The organism is Amycolatopsis sp. NPDC006131 (assembly GCF_040614175.1).
Lineage (GTDB): Bacteria > Actinomycetota > Actinomycetes > Mycobacteriales > Pseudonocardiaceae > Amycolatopsis_E > Amycolatopsis_E tucumanensis.
Map to the genome: position 1 here is coordinate 74320 of NZ_JBEXTX010000016.1, position 16688 is coordinate 91007.

The following is a 16688-nucleotide window of genomic DNA, read 5'->3' on the forward strand; positions in this document are numbered from 1 at the left end:
CGCAACTTACGTGGGAATCACGAGCCGGAGAAGCCGTCGACCCAGCGCGGGTCGTCCTCGGACCGGCTCGAACCGTTCGCCCGCACCTTGGCGGCCTCGGCGCGCTCCCGCTCGGCGAGCTCGGCGTGCAGCTCACGCAGGAGCTGGCGGTCGCGCTCGGACAGCTGCGGGTCGTTGAGGTCGAGCTCCGGGATTTCGATCACTTCACCCGGGCCGATCGTCGCCGAGGCCACGGCTCTGGGCTTCTCGCCGTCCTCCGCCGCCAGCTGCGCCCGCAGCTGGGCGACCTCCTCGGACGTCATGTCCATCGTGTTCTCCACGCGGCTGGGCTCGGGGCCCTCCTCGCGCGGCTTGAACACGTGGCCCGGCCCGCTCGGGGACGCGACGACCTCGGTGGGCTCGGTCTCCGCTGCCGCTTCGGTGGTGGTCTCCTCCGCGGCCGGAGGTTCGGGCTCCTCGGGCTCGTCCCCGGCCGCGACCGTGGCGTGCGCCACGTGACGGCCGGAGCCCTGGCGCTGCGCCGGCGCCGTGGGAGCGGACGACGGGACGGCCCCGCCGGAGAGCCACACCGCGGTGGCCGCGGTGAGCGCCTGCTCGTGGTAGCGGGAGCGCTCGGTGGACGGCCCGGTGACCTCGACGACCGACCGGATCCCGGCGCGCCGCAGAGCGGCGTCGATGCGGTACGCGGCGGCAGGCGGGTTGCCCTCCGGGCCGATCTCGACGAGCACCACGCGCTGCGGCAGCGGGCCCGGCACGCTGCCGGCCGGGGTGTTGCGCCACACCGCGTGCACCGACCGCAGGTCCGGCAGCACCTGCAGGGTGCGGTCGAGCGCGTCGGCGATGCCGTGCTCGGGCTGGTTGTCACCGGTGAAGCGGTGCAGGACGCCGGTCTCGGCCTCCGGGTCGTTCACCACCAGCTGGTCGGCGAGCGTCGCGTCGGACCGCGTCAGCTCCAGCACGAGTGCCAGCTCGTGCCGCTCCGCCTCGCGGACCGGCAGCCTGCCCGCGATCAGCGCGCCCGTGGTCAGCTCGGCGGCCTCGTCGAGGCGCGCTCGCGCGATCAGCTCGCGCGCCTCCGACAGCAGGCTGTCGTCCAGGCGTCCTGCCAGACCCAGCAACAGGTTGTGCAGGCGCAACGGCACCGCGAACCCGTCGCCCGCGATCCCGTCGTGGACGTCCACCATCTGACTTTCTCCCTCCAGCTCGGCAGGAGTGCCGTTACGCGGCGACGAGCCGGTTCCCGGTGTCCACCGCACCGACGCAGACGAGCTCGGAGCTCGCCAGTGCGGCCTGGTGGTACTCCGGCAGCTCGAACCGCGGCGGCATCACCTCGACGCTGGGTTCCTCGTCCCCCAGCACCCGCAGGACCCGCTGCAGCTCCCCGGTCAGCCTCGGCAGCCCCGACAGGGCCGTGATCAACAGCACGCGCTTGGATTCCTCCCCCGTGCGCTGACGCCAGCTCTGCCGCACCTCGCCGACGTCCGGCCGACCCCGCAGGGTGGCGTGGACCAGCGCGGACACCGAGTCAACCGAGTTCACCTGATCGGGTGCACTCGGGGTGAATGTGTACCGGTTCTCGCCGACCTCGTCCACCCCCAGGGTCGAACTCACCTGGTGCCAGTCCGCGCCGTGGGGCACGAGGCCCGCCACGAGCAGGCGATACTCCGGCTGGTCGAGATCGATGTTGTGCTTGAGCAACGTGCGCGGCAACGTTCGAGCCAAGGTCGACATCGCGCCCTCGCCCAGCCAGTCCCGGTAGCGCCACAGCAGCCGGTCGGGCATCCGCCCGGCCAGCCGCAGCAACAGCTCGTGGCACGCGGCCTCGATGTCCGGGTCCATCAGCTCACCTCGACAATCAGTTCGACCTCGACCGGTGCCCCCAGCGGCAGCTCGGCCACACCCACCGCCGAGCGGGCGTGCGCGCCCGCGTCGCCGAAAATCTCGCCGAAGAGCTCCGACGCGCCGTTGATCACGGCGGGCTGACCGGTGAAGCCCTCCGCGGACGCGACGAACCCGACGACCTTCACGATCCGGACGATCGACTCGAGACCGACGAGCGCGTCCACCGCCGCGATCGCGTTCAGCGCCGCCGTCCGGGCGTGGCGCTTGGCCTCCTCCGGGCTGACCTCGGCCCCGACCTTGCCGGTCGCGGCGAGCTCGCCCCCGACGAACGGCAGCTGGCCCGACGTGTAGACCATCGACCCGCTGCGCACGGCAGGCACGTAGGCGGCCACCGGCGCGGCGACGCCCGGCAGCTCGATCCCCAGTTCGGCCAGGCGGTCGCCCCAGCTCATGCCGCCTCCTCTCCGGACGCGGCAAGCCGCGGCAGTATCACCACGTCGGCGAGCATGGTGCTCGATGATTCGGTCGCAAGCTCCCTCATGCCTTGGCCCGCTTGAGGTAGGCGACGTGCTGCTCCCCGCTCGGGTTCGGCAGCACGGTGACCAGCTCCCAGCCGTCCTCGCCCCACTGGTCGAGGATCTGCTTGGTCGCGTGGATCAGCAGCGGAACCGTGGCGTACTCCCACTTCGTGGCGCTCATGGGGGCCAATCTAGTGGTGATGGGAAGCTCTCCTCGCGGCGGCAGCGTGATCGCTGGCTTACGCTGGATCGTGTGAGCACACCCCTGGCCGGATGGACCGACGAGCTCGCCCGCGCCCGGTTGCACTTCGTCACCGGCAAGGGCGGCACCGGCAAGACGACCATGGCCGCGGCACTCGGGATCGCGCTGGCCAGCCACGGACGCCGGGTGCTGCTGGTCGAGGTCGAGGGCAGGCAGGGGTTCGCCCAGCTCTTCGACACCGAGCCGCTGCCGTACGCGGAGCAGCGGATCGCGGCGGTGCCCGGCGGCGGTGAGCTGCGGGCGCTGCACATCGACGTGGAAGCGGCGCTGCTCGAGTACTTCGAGATGTTCTACAACCTGGGCTTTGCGGGCCGGACGCTGCGCCGGATGGGGGCGATCGAGTTCGCCACCACGCTCGCGCCGGGCCTGCGGGACGTGCTGCTCACCGGCAAGATCAAGGAGTGCGTCGGGCGGACCGGCCCGGACGGCAGGCACGTCTACGACGCGGTCGTGGTCGACGCGCCGCCGACCGGTCGCGTGGTCAAGTTCCTCGACGTCACCAAGGCGCTGACCGACCTGGCGAAGGCGGGCCCGATCCGCGGCCAGGCCGAGGGCGTGGTGCGGCTGCTGCACTCCGAGGAGACGGTCGTGCACCTGGTGACCCTCCTGGAGGAGATGCCGGTGCGCGAGACCGTGGAGGCGGTGGCCGAGCTGGACGGCGCCGACCTGCGGCCGGGCGCCGTGCTGGTCAACCGGGTGCGGCCGCCGCGGCTGCCCGCCCGGTCGATCTCGCCGGCCGCGGACGGGCGGGTGGACGCCTCGCGGGTGCGCAGCGGGCTGGCCTCGGCCGGGCTCGAACTGCCGGACGCCACGATGGACGCGCTGGTCGCGGAGACCGTCGAGCACGCGATCCGGCTCGCCGCCGAGCAGCGGGCGCGGGAGCAGCTCGCCGAGGCGGACCTGCCGACGCTGGAGCTGCCGGAGGAGTCCGGCGGCATCGACCTCGCCGCGCTGTACGACCTCGCGGAGTCGCTGACCGACCAAGGGGTGCGCTGATGACCGAGCGGCTCGACGTCGACGCGCTGATCGACGACCCGACGACGCGGATCGTCGTGTGCTGCGGTTCCGGCGGGGTGGGCAAGACCACCACCGCCGCGGCGCTGGCGTTGCGCGCGGCCGAGCGCGGCCGCCAGACGGTGGTGCTCACGATCGACCCGGCGCGGCGGCTGGCGCAGGCGCTCGGGCTGCGGGAGCTGGGCAACCACCCGCGGCAGGTGTCGGTCGCCGGCTTCGAGCCCAAGGGCGAGCTGTGGGCGATGATGCTCGACATGCGGCGCACCTTCGACGACATGGTGCGCACCCACGCCGGTCCGGAACGCGCCGAAGCGCTGCTCGCGAACCCCTTCTACCAGACCATTTCCACGTCGTTCTCCGGCACGCAGGAGTACATGGCGATGGAGAAGCTGGGCCAGCTCGCGGCCACCGACGAGTGGGACCTGATCGTCGTGGACACCCCGCCGAGCCGGTCCGCGCTGGACTTCCTGGACGCGCCGAACCGGCTGTCCAGCGCGCTCGACGGGCGCATGATCCGGCTGCTGACCGGGCCGGCGAAGGCCGGCGGCTGGGGTCTGCGGAAGGTGGTCAGCACCGGGTTTTCGATCTTCGCGAAGGCCGTGTCGACGATCATCGGCGGCCAGCTGCTCGCCGACGCGTCGGCGTTCATGCAGGCCTTCGACAGCATGTTCGGCGGGTTCCGGGAACGCGCCCGAAAGACCGCGGAGCTGCTGCGCTCGGAGGGCACGTCGTTCCTGGTGGTGGCCGCGCCGGAACCGGACGCCCTGCGCGAGGCGAGCTACTTCGTCGAGCGGCTGGGTGGTGAGAGCATGCCGCTGGCCGGGCTGGTCGCGAACCGGACCCACCCGGTGCTGGCGGACCTCTCGGCGACGGCGGCGCTGTCCGCGGCCGAGAAGCTGGAGTCGACCGCCCCGCTGGCCACCGCGGTGCTGCAACTGCACGCCGACCGGGTGGCGCTGGCGGAACGCGAGAAGCGGCTGCTGGCGCGCTTCACGCGCGCGCATCCCGGAGTCCCCCTCGTCGAGGTGCCCGCGCTCCCCAGCGACGTGCACGACCTCGGCGGACTCCGGGAAATCGGCGAACGGCTGGCGTCTTAAGACGCCTCCACGAAGTCCTTCCGCGCGGAATCCAGCAGCTCCGACCAGGATTCCACCTCGGGGCGCCGTCGCAGCAGGGCTCGGCGTTCCCGTTCGGTCATCCCTCCCCAGATGCCGAAGCTGATGCGGTTGTCCAGCGCCTCGGCGAGGCATTCGGTGCGCACCGGGCACCCCATGCAGACCAGTTTCGCCCGGTTCTGGTCCGCTCCCCGCACGAACAGCTCATCCGGATCCGCGTCCCGGCAGAGGGCGCGGACGCGCCAGCTCTGTGGTGTGGATTCCATCCCCCAAGCTCCCCTCGTGATGTGCCTGCTCACCCGGAGCCTCCCCGGCTCCGCACTACGTGAGACGTTGACGGACTGTAGAGGCCGACGGTTCCCGCCGCCAAGAGCCCGATGGAAATTCGTTACCGGAATACGTCGCGAGCCCGGCGTTCCCGTGGTATTCAGGCGACGCGGCGCGGCGGGGTGACGCCGGTTCCCACTACTCTGGCAATGTGCGCAAGACGGATGGTCTGTTCAAACTGCTCGGCCTGTGCCTGCTCGCGGGAATCCTCGTCGCCGGGGTGCTGTTCCCCGTGGTCGGCGCCGCGGGGGTGGCCTCCAACAGGGCGAGCGAAACGGTCGACAGCATGTCCGCCGAACTCGCGAACGTCCCGCCGCCGCTGGTCACGACGATCACCGATTCGGCGGGCAACCAGATCGCCACGCTGTACGACCAGTACCGCATCCCCACCGCCAGTGACGAGATCAACGAGGCCATGAAATGGGCCCTGGTCTCCACCGAGGACCGGCGGTTCTACGAGCACCACGGCGTGGACTGGAAGGGCACGCTGCGCGCCGCGCTGAGCAACAGCGCGGGCGGCGACACCCAGGGCGCCTCGACGCTCACCCAGCAGTACGTGAAGAACTACCTCATCAACGTGATCTACCGGGACGACCCGGTCGGCCAGCAGAAGGCCCAGGAGCAGTCGATCGCCCGCAAGCTGAAGGAAGCGCGGATCGCGATCCAGCTCGAGAACCAGATGAGCAAGGACCAGATCCTCACCAGCTACCTCAACGTCGTCGAGTTCTCGCGCAAGATCTACGGCGTCGGGGCGGCCGCGCAGGCGTACTTCAACACCACCGCGGACAAGCTGTCGGTCACCCAGGCCGCGCTGCTCGCCGGCATGGTCAACAACCCGCCGTTCTACGACCCGTGGAGCCACCCGGACCGCGCCACCGAGCGCCGCAACCTGGTGCTGGACCGCATGGTGGACAACCTGAAGCTGTCCAAGGCGGACGCCGAGCGGATGAAGACCGAGCCGCTGGGCGTCGTGCCGGGCGGCCCGTCCAAGCCCGCGTCCAACTGCGTCGGCGCCGGGCCGGAGAACGGGTTCTTCTGCCAATACGTCGAGGACTACCTGCTGTCGCACGGCATGGACAAGGACGACCTCTACACCGGCGGCTACACCATCCGCACGACGATGGACCAGCGCGCCAACCACGAGGCGAAGATGTCCGCGCAAACGCAGGTCAGCAAGACGCAGAAGAACGTGGCGAACGTGCTGTCCCTGGTGCGGCCGGGCAAGAACCGGCACGAGGTGGTCGCACTGGCCGCGAACCGCGACTACGGCACGGACGCCAGCGCGGGCCAGACGACGTACGCGCTGCCGTCGGGCGTCTACAACACCGGCGGCGCCGGGTCGAGCTACAAGATCTTCACCTCGGCGGCGGCCATCCAGAACCGCGTGATGGGCATCTACGACACCATCGAGGTGCCGAACTTCTACGTGTCCAATGTGTTCACCGGTGGCGCCAGGGGGCGGTGCCCGCTCGTGGCGCAAGGGACTTATGCGTACTGCCTGGGCAACGCCACCGACTACGAGGGCGGCACGCGCACGATGACGCTGCAGCAGGCGCTGCAGACCTCGCCCAACACCGCGTTCGTCATCCTCGAGGAACGCACCGGCATGGGCCCCATCACCGACATGGCGAGCAAGCTCGGCCTGCGCGAGACGATGTCGCGGAACCTCGGTGGTGGCGCGGTGAAGCCGGAGTCGAAGAACGCCGGTGAGAACAAGACGCAGACCGCGTTCTTCGGGCCGACGGACAAATCGCCGGGCCAGGGTTCGTTCACCCTCGGCGTGTCCGCGACCAGCAACCTGGAAATGGCGAACGTCGCGGCGACCATCCTCAGCGGCGGCGTGTGGTGCCCGCCGACGCCGATCGCGCAGGTGCAGGACCGCGACGGCAAGCCCATCCCGATCAGCGAGCAGCCGTGCGAGCGGGTCATGGACGAGGCCGCGGCCAACAGCCTGGCCCAGGGCATGAGCAAGGACGACCTGCCCGGCGGCACCGCCGCGGCGGCGGCCGCCCAGGTCGGCTGGAACCGGCCGATGATCGGCAAGACCGGAACCACCCAGAGCAACGGCTCCGCGGCCTTCATCGGCGGCACCCCGCAGCTCGCCGGCGCCGCGATGGTCTTCCGGCCGGAAGGCGGCAGCGGCGGCCTCTGCGACGGCGGTCCCGGCAACGTCTACACCTGCGGCGAAGGCAACATGTTCGGTGGCAAAACCCCGGCGCGCACCTGGTTCGGCGCGGTGAGCAAGATCCTCGGGCCCAACGACCCGATCCTGCCGCTACCGCCGTCCGACCCGCGCTACGAACGGGTCCGCTGACGCACCGCCCCGGGCACTCGCCGGTGCCCGGGGCGCCCCGCCGACCCGTATCCTGGGCTGCGTGAGCACGGTCCGTGACAGCCAGAAGCTGACAGCCAAACGCCTCGCCGCCGGGACGGTCGCTCTCGGGGCCGCCGCGTTCGGGTACGCCTCCGGCATCGAGCGGCGGCACTACGTGCTCCGCACCGCCGAGCTGCCCGTACTGGCGCCCGGCGCCCAGCCGATGCGCGTCCTGCACATCTCCGACCTGCACATGCTCCCCGGGCAGCAGGCCAAACAACGCTGGGTCGCCGCGCTCGACCGGCTCGAACCCGACCTGGTCGTCAACACCGGCGACAACCTCGCCCACCCCAAAGCCGTGCCCGCCGTCCTGCGCGCCCTCGGCCCCCTCCTCGAACGGCCCGGCCTGTTCGTGTTCGGCAGCAACGACTACTACGCGCCCAAACCCAAGAACCCCGCCCGCTACCTCATGCCCCGCGGCAAGAAGAAGCGCATCCACGGCCGGAAACTCCCGTGGCGCGACCTGCGGGCCGCCTTCCTGGAACACGGCTGGCAGGACCTCACCCACGTCCGGCACACCCTCACCGTCGCCGGGCAGACGGTGTTCGCCGCCGGCCTCGACGACCCCCACCTCCGCCGCGACCGCTACGGCGAGATCGCCGGCCCCGCCGAACCCGCCACCCTCCGCCTCGGCGTCACCCACTCGCCCGAACCACGCATCCTCGACCCCTTCGCCGCCGACGGCTACGACCTCGTCCTGGCCGGCCACACCCACGGCGGCCAGCTCCGCATCCCCGGCATCGGCGCCCTCGTCACCAACTGTGAGCTGGACCGCAGCCGCGCGCGAGGCGCCTCCCGCTGGGGCGCCCACATGTGGCTCCACGTCTCCGCCGGGCTGGGCACCTCCCCCTACGCCCCGGCCCGCTTCGCCTGCCCACCCGAAGCGACGCTGTTGACCCTGGTAGAACGCGGCCGGACCACGGCGAACACAACGAAGGCCACCCCCCGCAAATCCCCCCGCGCCATCCGCTAAACTCTTCTTCGACCCGCTAAGCAGTACATCGGGGTGTGGCGCAGCTTGGTAGCGTGCCTCGTTCGGGTCGAGGAGGTCGTGGGTTCAAATCCCGCCACCCCGACGGAAGATCCGGAGATCCCCTGTCCGCCGAAATAAGGCGGACAGGGGATCTTCCTTTGTGTTCTCTGGGGGTCGAACCCCCAGACCCCCGCCAGGGGGCAAGCCCCCTGGACCCCCCGCGGCGAAGCGCGGGGAGATCGGGTGCCGCGCGTCGCGTGTGGCGCGTGTCGCGGGGCGACATCCGCGCCCGAAGCTGCGGGAACCTTCAAAGTCGCCTTCCGGGCGTCGAGAACCGGCGGCCGTGTGCGTGGCTGGGCCCACTCCACCAACCACACCCCCTCCGGACCCGATCCCCAGCCTTCTTCGGTTGGTGGGGTGTCGGGTCAAGGCACGCTTTCCCGCCTTGACGCGACGCCCCGCCAACCGAACAATCGAGATCGGGGCAGGTGGGGGTGCCGGGGCGTAGCGGAGCGAAGCCGGCGCCCTCCACGAACCCGCGTAGCGGCTACTTGACCGCCAAAAGCTCAACCCAGTACTGCGCGAATTCGCCGTCGCCGCCGTGCGACCAGGCCCAGGCTGAGCGTGCGGCGGATGCCAGTTGGTCCCGCTCCAGCGGGGAGGCGCTCAGGGCGGCGTCCAGGCGGGCCTCCACGTAACGCGCCAGCTGCCGGTAGCTCATGTCCGAGCGGAAACGGCCGTGCGTGCGGATGTCGCGGAAGCCGGCGGAAGCCACCCACGACGCGACGTGCTTGCCGGCGAACGGGTCGCCGCCGGCTCGCCGTCTCAACAGGTAGTGACCGCGTAAGGCCGCGGCCACGTTCGCGGTGCCGGGGCGCAGGCGGGCGCGCGACCAGTCCGAAGTGGACAGCGCGACCGTCCCGCCGGGGCGCAGGACCCGGCGGATCTCCGCCAGCGCGTCCACGGGACGGGCCAGGTGTTCGAACAACGCGTGCGCGAACACCAGGTCCACGCTCTCGTCCGCCACCGGCAACGCGTACACGTCCCCGGCCACGAACTCCACTTTGGACGATTCCGGGAACTGGCCCGGCTCGCGGTCCACGCCCAGCACGTTGCCCCGTCCGGCGATCGTCGCGAAGCCCGCGGTGATCGTGCCGGGTCCGCACCCCACGTCGAGCACCCGCATGCCCGGCCGCAGCAGTCGCAACACGTATTCGGCACGGTCGGCTGCGGTGCGTGACGCCATGACCGACAGCGCGTCCTGCTCGAACCCGGGCGCGTATCCCTCCAGCACACGCACACGGTACGGGCAGGAGCTGGCAGGATCGAGGGGTGACCACTCAGCACCCGCCCGCGAACATCCCCGACCGCCTCTTCGACGACCCCGAGGCCGAGGCCCGCTGGCGCGCGCGGTTCCACGCCCCGCGCGTGTCGGTGCCGGACTGGTCCCTCGACGCGCCGCACCGCAACATCTACGTCTCCAACGCCAGCGGCGTCTGGGAGGTCTACTCCTGGGACCGCGCCACCGGCGAGCACCGCCAGGTCACCGACCGCCCCAACGGCACCCTGCACGCCACCACCTCGCCCGACGGCAGCGCCATCTGGTGGTTCAACGACACCGACGGCGACGAGTTCGGCACCTGGATGCGCCAGCCCTTCGACGGCGGCCCCGCCGAGCCCGCCCTGCCCGACGTGCACGCCGGGTACCCGGCCGGGCTGGAGATCGGCCACCGCATCGTCGCCAGCGGCGTCTCCACCGACGACGGCAGCGAGCTGTTCGCCACCCGCGACGGGCAGACCACCCGCTTCTACTCCCATGAGCAGGACGCCGGCATCGCCGCGCTGTCCCGCGACGAGACGCTGCTCGCGATCTCGCACGCCGAGCACGGCGACTCCCGCCACCCCGCGGTCCGCGTCCTGGACACCACGGGCTTCAACACCGTCGCCGACAAGTGGGACGGCGAGGGCAAGGGCCTCACGCCGCTGGAGTTCTCGCCCGTCGCCGGCGACCAGCGGCTGCTCGTCCTGCACGAGCGCCGCGGCCGCGAGGAGCTGCTGATCTGGGACGTCGCCGCGGACACCGAGCGCGAGCTGGACCTCGGCCTGCCCGGCGAGGTCGTCGCCACCTGGTACCCGAAGGCCGACGCGCTGCTCGTCGTGCACTTCCACGAGGCCCGCAGCAGCCTGTACCGCTACGACCTGACCACCGGCGAACTGTCCGCTGTGGACACGCCTCCCGGGCGCATCGGCGGCGCCGGGGTCCGCCCGGACGGCACGATCGAGTACTCCTGGTCCAGCGCCGCCGAGCCGGCCGTCATCAGGGCCCGCGCGACCGACGGCGCCGACACCGTGCTGCTCACCCCGCCCGGCGACCCCGCGCCCGGTTCGGCGCCGGTCACCGACGCGTTCGTCGAGGGCGCGGGCGGCCGCATCCACGCGCTGGTCGCCCGCCCGCTGAACGCGCCGGACGGGCCGCTGCCCACGGTGTTCACCCTGCACGGCGGCCCGCACGCGGCCGACGAGGACCGCTTCTCCGCCTACCGCGCGGTGTGGCTGGACGCCGGGTTCGCCGTCGTCGAGGTCAACTACCGCGGCTCGACCGGCTACGGCTCGGCCTGGCGCGACGCGATCGAGGGCCGCCCCGGCCTGACCGAACTGGAGGACGTCGCCGCGGTGTACGACTGGGCCGTCTCCAGTGGCCTGAGCGACCCGGCGCGGATGGTCGTCTCCGGCGCTTCCTGGGGCGGCTACCTGACACTGCTCGCCGTGGGCACCCAGCCGGACCGGTGGGCGGCCGGGGTGGCGAGCGTGCCGGTGGCCGACTACGTCGCCGCCTACGAGGACGAGATGGAGCAGCTGCGCCAGTTCGACCGGGCGCTGTTCGGCGGGTCGCCGGAGGACGTGCCCGCCGTGTACCAGGAGTGCTCGCCGCTCACGTACGTGGACGCGGTGAAGGCGCCGCTGCTGGTGCTGGCCGGCGACAACGACCCGCGCTGCCCGATCCGGCAGATCGAGAACTACCTGGAGCGGCTGGCCAAGCGGGACCTGCCGTACGAGTTCTACCGCTACGACGCGGGCCACGGTTCGCTGGTGATCGCCGAGACGATCAAGCAGACCGCGGCCGAGGTGCACTTCGCGATGAAGGCGGTCGGCCTGGCCTAGTGGTGGAAGGCCGTGCTGGTGGCGGGCTTGTGCTGTGGCCGGTCCTGCTCGGCGAGTTCGGGCAGGACCCGCTGCAGGTCCTCGACCAGCAGGTCGGCCAGGTCGTGTGTGAAGCCGTTGCGGCAGACGATCCGCAGCACGGCGAGGTCGGTGCGGTTCTCCGGGAACGTGTAGGCGGGCACGAGCCAGCCGCGTTCCCGGAGCCGCCGCGACACGTCGAACACGTCGAAGCCGGTCACGTCGTCACGGGTGGTGAACGCGAACACCGGCAGCTGGTCGCCGCGGGTGAGCAGCTCGAACGGCCCGAGCCCGGCGATCCGGTCGGCCAGCCGGGTCGCCACGTCCCGGCAGGCCTGCTGCACGACCCGGAAGCCCTCGCGGCCGAGGCGGACGAAGTTGTAGTACTGCGCCGCCACCTGGGCGCCCGGCCGGGAGAAGTTGAGCGCGAACGTCGGCATGTCGCCGCCCAGGTAGTTGACGTTGAACACCAGCTCGGACGGCAGTGCGTCGCGGTCCCGCCACAGCACCCAGCCGACGCCGGGGTAGACCAGTCCGTACTTGTGCCCGGAGGTGTTGATCGAGGCGACCCGGGGCAGGCGGAAGTCCCACTCCAGGTCCGCGTCGAGGAACGGCGCGATCATCGCCCCGGACGCGCCGTCTACGTGCACCGGGATGTCCCAGCCGCGCTCGGACTGCACCCGGTCCAGCGCGGCGGCGATCTCCGCGACCGGCTCGTAGCTGCCGTCGAAGGTGGAGCCGAGGATCGCGACCACGCCGATCGTGTTCTCATCGCAGCGCGTGACGGCCTCCTCGGCGGTGAGGTGGAAGCGGTCGCCCTCCATCGGCACCAGCCGCGGCTCGACCTCCCAGTACTCGCAGAACTTCTCCCAGCAGACCTGGACGTTCGCGCCCATCACCAGGTTCGGCCTGCCGGTCCGGCCCAGCTTGCTCCAGCGCCGCTTGAGCGCCATCCCGGCGAGCATGCACGCCTCGGACGAGCCGGTCGTGGAGCAGCCCATGACGGCCTCCGGGTCCGGCGCGTGCCACAGGTCGGCCAGGATGCTCACGCAACGGCGCTCGAGCTCCGCGGTCTGCGGGTACTCGTCCTTGTCGATCATGTTCTTGTCGGCGCAGTCGGCGATCAGCTCGCGCGCCTGCGGCTCCATCCACGTGGTGACGAACGTCGCCAGGTTGAGCCGCGCGTTCCCGTCGAGCATCAGCTCGTCCCGCACCACCTGCAGCGCGGTGTCGGCGGGCAGGGTCTCGTCGTTCAGCCGGCTGCGGGGCGGCGTGTAGGTCGCCGCCAGCGCCGGATTCGTCACCGCGTGCAGCGGGTTGCTCCCGCCCGGCCGGTCGTCGGCTCCCTGCTCACCCGCGTGCAGCACCATGAGCCGAATCTAGCCCGGAAAACGGGCCCCGGAGCGCATTCCGGGGCCCGTTCGCGAATTCGGGTCAGGCGGTCTGCGCCTGCCACATCCAGTGGGCCTTCTCCAGCTCGTGCGTGATCTCGATGAACAGGTCCTGGGTGACCAGGTCGCTCTTGTCCGTCTCGTCGATGCGCTTGCGCATGCGCTGGATCAGGTCGGCGAGGATCGCCACGATGTTCTCGATCGTGGACTCGACGCTCTGCCAGTTGTCCGGGTAGTCGGGCAGGCCGGAGCTCTCCACGACCGTCTTGGCCTTGCCGTTCGGCGAGATGCCGATCGCGTTGGCCCGCTCCGCGACCTCGTCGACGTAGTTCCGCGCGGTGCTCACGAGCTCGTCGAGCTGGAGGTGGACGCTGCGGAAGTTCGACCCGACGACGTTCCAGTGCGCCTGCTTGGCGATCAGCGACAGGTCGACCAGGTCGACCAGCGCGGCCTGCAGCGCGTTACCGGTGATTTCCTTGTCAGCCGGGCTGAGCGGGCTCTGGATGGGTGCGTTCGCCATCGAAAAAATCCTCCTTGTCGACAACTCTTGGTCAGGTCGTCGCGGTGATCTCGACCTGGATGTTTCCCCTGGTGGCGCGAGAATAAGGACACACCTGGTGGGCCTGCGCCGCAAGTTCGCCCGCCTTGTCCTGCTCCAGGCCGGGCAGGTGGGCCACGAGCTTGACGGCCAGTTCCAGGCCGTCGCCGTTGCGGCCGATGCCGACCTCGGCGGTGACGGCGGAGGAGTCCACCCCCACGTCGGCCTTGCGCGCCACGAGCTGCAGGGCGCTGTGGAAGCAGGCGGCGTAGCCCGCGGCGAACAGCTGCTCCGGGTTGGTCATCTCGCCGCCCGGCCCGCCCATCTCCTTCGGCACGGCCAGGCGTTCGTCGATGACGCCGTCGGAGGAGGTGACCTCCCCGTTCCGACCGTCACCGCGGGCGGTCGCGACCGCTGTGTAGACCGGTTCCACGTGTTCTCCTCCGCCGACGGCAGGTGTCAGCGGGTGGATACCCCGTGGCCGGGAGGACGAATCCTCTAGCGGCGGCGGGCGAAGTCCACGACCTGCCGCCCGATCAGCTGCAGCGTCCGCACGGCCTTCTCCTCGGAAGCGCCGCCGACCTCGTCGAACTTGACCTCGGCGGAGTTGATCGACCCGCCGAGTGGCGTCGGCCACCCGCGCAGGGCGTGGGTGATGGTGCGCAGCTGGTCGAGGGTGGTCACCGCGGCCTGCCAGCCGTAGGCGACCGCGGCGAGCCCGACCGCGCGGCCGTCCAGGTAGGGGCGCTCGTCGGGCCGCAGGTCCTCCACGTAGTCCAGGGCGTTCTTGATCAGCCCGGACAACGCGCCGTGGTAGCCGGGCGAGACGATGACCAGCCCGTCGGCCCGGCGGATCGCCTCGACCAGGCGCACCGCCTGGGGGGTGCGCTCGGTGATCGCGGAGTCGTAGAACGGCAGCACCAGGTCGTCGCCGGTCAGGGCGAGCGTTTCGGCCCCGGCCGCGGCCGCGCTGTCCAGCGCGATGCGCATGGCGCGCTCGGACTGGGAGCCCGGGCGCAGGGAACCGCCGATACCGACCACGTTGACCGCCGCACTAGTCACGCGTTCGAGGCTAACCCCTCCACCTAAGTGGAGGACCAGCATTTGGGACGGAGGCGGCCGTCACACCTACCCAACTCGCCTACCCGTGAGTAACCTCTGTCCCCATGGCGACCTCACTGCGGAGCCGCGCCGAAGCCGTCGCGGCTCAACTGATCTTCGGGCTCCCGGAGCCCCTGCGCCGGTTGATCGCCGGGCGGCCGATCCGGCTGGACGGGCAGGAGCTGGCGCTGGACGCCCAGCTGCTGCTCCGGCTCCAGCAGCTGAACCGGGTCACCATGAGCGCGGGCACGCCAGAAGTCGCGCGACAGCGGATCATCGACTCGGGCCCCCTGGTCAGCGGCAAGCCGATCGAGCCGGTGCGCACGCAGGAGATCGTGATCCCGGCCGAGCACGGCCCGCTCCCGGCGACGCTCTACGTGCCGGACGGGCTGCCGTCGCCGTCGCCGCTGCTGGTGTTCTTCCACGGCGGCGGCTGGGTGGTGGGCAGCCGCGCGAGCCACGACAACACCGCGCGTTACTTCGCCAAGCACGCGGGCGTGCGGGTGTTGTCGGTCGAGTACCGGCTCGCGCCCGAGCACCCGTTCCCGGCGGCGCCCGAGGACGCCGTCGCCGCGTTCGACTACGCCCACGCGAAGGCGGCCGACCTGGGCGTGGACCCGGACCGGATCGCGGTGGGCGGGGACAGCGCGGGCGGCAACCTCTCGGCGGTGACCGCCCAGGTGACGACCGCGCGAGGCGGCCCGGCGCCGGCGTTCCAGCTGCTGCTCTACCCCGGCGTGGACGCGAGCACGCGGCGCCGGTCGCGGGACATCTTCGGCAGCGGCTTCTTCCTCACCGACACCGACATGACGTGGTTCATCGACCACTACGCGCCGGCGGGCGTGGACCGCACCGATCCGCGGTTGTCGCCGCTGCTCACCGAGGACTTCACCGGGCTGCCGCCTGCCTACATCGCCACCGCCGGGTTCGACCCGTTGCGCGACGAGGGCGAGGAGTACGCGGCCAAGCTGCGGGACGCGGGTGTGCCGGTCACGTTGAGCCGCCAGCGCGACCTGATCCACGGTTACGTCAACTTCCTCGGCGTCGGCAGGCGGTTCCGGGAGGCGACCTCGGAGGCGGCCGGCGCGCTGCGAGTCGGACTGCGGGCGTAAAAAGACCGGGATCCGATGTGGACGTCCACATCGGATCCCGGTCCCCCCTGCCGGATTGCTTGTCAGGCCACCGGAACCGGCACCGGAACCGGGAGCGGCGGAGCGGAGCCGAGCAGCGACGCGAGCAGGCCCGTCACTGTCTTGAGCAGGTTCTTGAGCAGGTTGCTGACGATGTTCAGCGGCGGCGGCAGGTCCGGGATGTCCGGCACCGGAGGCAACTGGCGGACCTCGCCCGCCTTCGAGGGATCGGCCAGGATGCGGCTCGCCTCGGCGGCGTAGTCGTTGCCGGTGGCGGCGGCCTGTTGCGCGTCGGACTGGATGGTGTACTTCTGCCCCGCGGCGAGGTCGCCGAGCACCGGGCTCATCTGGCCGAGCGAACGCTGGGTGGCCGGCACGTCTCCGGCGTAGGCCGCCCTGGCGAGCTGGTCACGCAGCTGGAGGACCTGTTCCGCGGCGGCCTGCGTGCTGGACGTCCCCTTGCCCCCAGCCGCGGCGACGCCTGCCCCGGACACCGCCAGCACGCTGCCGGCCACCGCCACAGCGATGATCCGGGCGAATTTGCCTAACATCTCCCTACCTCCTGGCCTCGGTGGACCTGTCAGGAAAATGCGTACCCGCCGTGTTGATCTCCCACCACTCGGCACCCGAAGACGACGGTTTCCAACGCTCACGTGGCGAATTCGATTGCGGACTTGAGACCCGCATCTGATGAACAAGGCCTTCGCCCGTTGATCAAGATCTTGACGACCGGGATCGCGCAGCGTGACCACGTCATCCGCACGCACCCCAAACTCACTCAACCAGATGCATTCCAAGCACACCCCCACAACCGCCGCCCGGCAACGAAAAGCAAGCGACTACCCCAACCAGACCTCCCCCGCCCCCGATCCACAGCCGATCTTTAGTCGCCGATCAGCGGGGTCAAGGCACGCTTTCCCGCC

17 protein-coding genes and 1 tRNA gene are annotated in these 16688 nt (G+C 71.2%); 7 read left to right on the forward strand and 11 right to left on the reverse strand.

Translation table 11 applies throughout. The features are described from left to right. Positions 1-17 precede the first annotated feature (17 nt). The 4 genes from ABZ215_RS11810 to ABZ215_RS11825 all read right to left on the reverse strand — a co-directional run bounded on the left by ABZ215_RS11810 (position 18) and on the right by ABZ215_RS11825 (position 2541). A complete protein-coding gene (locus tag ABZ215_RS11810; RefSeq protein ID WP_354949475.1) occupies positions 18-1184 on the reverse strand; it encodes a hypothetical protein in 1167 nt (388 codons plus the stop codon). A 34-nt stretch (positions 1185-1218) separates the two neighbouring features. Then, positions 1219-1839, reverse strand: a complete 621-nt coding sequence (locus ABZ215_RS11815) for a hypothetical protein (RefSeq protein ID WP_017985507.1) — start codon at positions 1837-1839, stop codon at positions 1219-1221. Then, positions 1839-2294, reverse strand: a complete 456-nt coding sequence (locus tag ABZ215_RS11820; protein ID WP_017985508.1) for a RidA family protein — start codon at positions 2292-2294, stop codon at positions 1839-1841. Before ABZ215_RS11820 ends, ABZ215_RS11815 begins: the two co-directional genes overlap by 1 nt. A gap of 85 nt (positions 2295-2379) precedes the next feature. Continuing rightward, positions 2380-2541, reverse strand: a complete 162-nt coding sequence (locus tag ABZ215_RS11825) for a DUF4177 domain-containing protein (protein ID WP_017985509.1) — start codon at positions 2539-2541, stop codon at positions 2380-2382. Between the two features lie 72 nt (positions 2542-2613). Between ABZ215_RS11825 and ABZ215_RS11830 the strand changes: the two genes are divergently transcribed. Beyond that, positions 2614-3618 (forward strand): ArsA-related P-loop ATPase, encoded by a 1005-nt coding sequence (locus ABZ215_RS11830; RefSeq protein ID WP_017985510.1) that lies wholly within the window; start codon positions 2614-2616, stop codon positions 3616-3618. Next, the gene (locus tag ABZ215_RS11835; RefSeq protein ID WP_354949476.1) at positions 3618-4733 is read left to right on the forward strand and encodes an ArsA family ATPase; all 1116 of its coding nucleotides are present in this window, start codon (positions 3618-3620) and stop codon (positions 4731-4733) included. The genes ABZ215_RS11830 and ABZ215_RS11835 overlap by 1 nt, the downstream gene beginning before the upstream one ends. Here the strand turns inward: ABZ215_RS11835 and ABZ215_RS11840 are convergent. Beyond that, positions 4730-5017 carry a WhiB family transcriptional regulator gene (locus tag ABZ215_RS11840; RefSeq protein ID WP_020420312.1) on the reverse strand — a complete coding sequence of 96 codons (288 nt, stop codon included), beginning with the start codon at positions 5015-5017 and terminating at the stop codon, positions 4730-4732. The two genes, ABZ215_RS11835 and ABZ215_RS11840, sit on opposite strands and share 4 nt — an antisense overlap. A 212-nt stretch (positions 5018-5229) precedes the next feature. On the opposite strand from ABZ215_RS11840, the gene ABZ215_RS11845 reads away from it, so the two are divergent. The 3 genes from ABZ215_RS11845 to ABZ215_RS11855 all read left to right on the forward strand — a co-directional run bounded on the left by ABZ215_RS11845 (position 5230) and on the right by ABZ215_RS11855 (position 8528). Further along, the gene (locus ABZ215_RS11845) at positions 5230-7392 is read left to right on the forward strand and encodes a transglycosylase domain-containing protein (protein WP_020420311.1); all 2163 of its coding nucleotides are present in this window, start codon (positions 5230-5232) and stop codon (positions 7390-7392) included. A gap of 61 nt (positions 7393-7453) precedes the next feature. Further along, a complete protein-coding gene (locus ABZ215_RS11850) occupies positions 7454-8425 on the forward strand; it encodes a metallophosphoesterase (RefSeq protein WP_020420310.1) in 972 nt (323 codons plus the stop codon). 29 nt (positions 8426-8454) lie between these two features. Further along, a tRNA-Pro gene (locus tag ABZ215_RS11855) sits at positions 8455-8528 on the forward strand. 444 nt (positions 8529-8972) lie between these two features. On the opposite strand, the gene ABZ215_RS11860 is transcribed toward ABZ215_RS11855, so the two are convergent. After that, positions 8973-9719, reverse strand: a complete 747-nt coding sequence (locus ABZ215_RS11860) for a methyltransferase domain-containing protein (protein ID WP_354949477.1) — start codon at positions 9717-9719, stop codon at positions 8973-8975. Positions 9720-9757: 38 nt separating this feature from the next. Here ABZ215_RS11860 and ABZ215_RS11865 point away from each other — a divergent pair, with 38 nt between their 5' ends. Beyond that, positions 9758-11587, forward strand: coding sequence for a prolyl oligopeptidase family serine peptidase (locus ABZ215_RS11865; RefSeq protein ID WP_354949478.1), 1830 nt, complete (start codon positions 9758-9760; stop codon positions 11585-11587). On the opposite strand, the gene ABZ215_RS11870 is transcribed toward ABZ215_RS11865, so the two are convergent. The 4 genes from ABZ215_RS11870 to ABZ215_RS11885 form a co-directional block, all read right to left on the reverse strand. Further along, positions 11584-12975, reverse strand: a complete 1392-nt coding sequence (locus tag ABZ215_RS11870) for a glutamate decarboxylase (RefSeq protein WP_354949479.1) — start codon at positions 12973-12975, stop codon at positions 11584-11586. The two genes, ABZ215_RS11865 and ABZ215_RS11870, sit on opposite strands and share 4 nt — an antisense overlap. A 64-nt stretch (positions 12976-13039) precedes the next feature. Beyond that, entirely contained in the window at positions 13040-13516 is a 477-nt protein-coding gene (locus tag ABZ215_RS11875; protein WP_017985518.1) for a DNA starvation/stationary phase protection protein, read from the reverse strand. Between the two features lie 31 nt (positions 13517-13547). Next, complete coding sequence (locus tag ABZ215_RS11880) at positions 13548-13967, reverse strand: organic hydroperoxide resistance protein (RefSeq protein WP_020420306.1); 420 nt, start codon at positions 13965-13967, stop codon at positions 13548-13550. 65 nt (positions 13968-14032) lie between these two features. After that, positions 14033-14575, reverse strand: coding sequence for an NADPH-dependent FMN reductase (locus tag ABZ215_RS11885; RefSeq protein WP_020420305.1), 543 nt, complete (start codon positions 14573-14575; stop codon positions 14033-14035). Between the two features lie 125 nt (positions 14576-14700). Here ABZ215_RS11885 and ABZ215_RS11890 point away from each other — a divergent pair, with 125 nt between their 5' ends. Next, positions 14701-15747, forward strand: coding sequence for an alpha/beta hydrolase (locus ABZ215_RS11890; RefSeq protein ID WP_354949480.1), 1047 nt, complete (start codon positions 14701-14703; stop codon positions 15745-15747). Positions 15748-15809: 62 nt separating this feature from the next. Here ABZ215_RS11890 and ABZ215_RS11895 read toward each other — a convergent pair whose 3' ends face one another. Then, positions 15810-16316, reverse strand: coding sequence for a hypothetical protein (locus ABZ215_RS11895; protein ID WP_027936205.1), 507 nt, complete (start codon positions 16314-16316; stop codon positions 15810-15812). Positions 16317-16688: the final 372 nt, after the last annotated feature.

What these genes read in the sequence shown, in the direction of transcription:
- ABZ215_RS11895 (WP_027936205.1), bottom strand. Translation starts at nt 16,316, where the DNA reads ATGTTAGGCAAATTCGCCCGGATCATCGCTGTGGCGGTGGCCGGCAGC.
- ABZ215_RS11840 (WP_020420312.1), bottom strand. Translation starts at nt 5,017, where the DNA reads ATGGAATCCACACCACAGAGCTGGCGCGTCCGCGCCCTCTGCCGGGAC.
- ABZ215_RS11835 (WP_354949476.1), top strand. Translation starts at nt 3,618, where the DNA reads ATGACCGAGCGGCTCGACGTCGACGCGCTGATCGACGACCCGACGACG.
- ABZ215_RS11875 (WP_017985518.1), bottom strand. Translation starts at nt 13,516, where the DNA reads ATGGCGAACGCACCCATCCAGAGCCCGCTCAGCCCGGCTGACAAGGAA.
- ABZ215_RS11815 (WP_017985507.1), bottom strand. Translation starts at nt 1,839, where the DNA reads ATGGACCCGGACATCGAGGCCGCGTGCCACGAGCTGTTGCTGCGGCTG.
- ABZ215_RS11890 (WP_354949480.1), top strand. Translation starts at nt 14,701, where the DNA reads ATGGCGACCTCACTGCGGAGCCGCGCCGAAGCCGTCGCGGCTCAACTG.
- ABZ215_RS11825 (WP_017985509.1), bottom strand. Translation starts at nt 2,541, where the DNA reads ATGAGCGCCACGAAGTGGGAGTACGCCACGGTTCCGCTGCTGATCCAC.
- ABZ215_RS11870 (WP_354949479.1), bottom strand. Translation starts at nt 12,975, where the DNA reads ATGGTGCTGCACGCGGGTGAGCAGGGAGCCGACGACCGGCCGGGCGGG.
- ABZ215_RS11810 (WP_354949475.1), bottom strand. Translation starts at nt 1,184, where the DNA reads ATGGTGGACGTCCACGACGGGATCGCGGGCGACGGGTTCGCGGTGCCG.
- ABZ215_RS11820 (WP_017985508.1), bottom strand. Translation starts at nt 2,294, where the DNA reads ATGAGCTGGGGCGACCGCCTGGCCGAACTGGGGATCGAGCTGCCGGGC.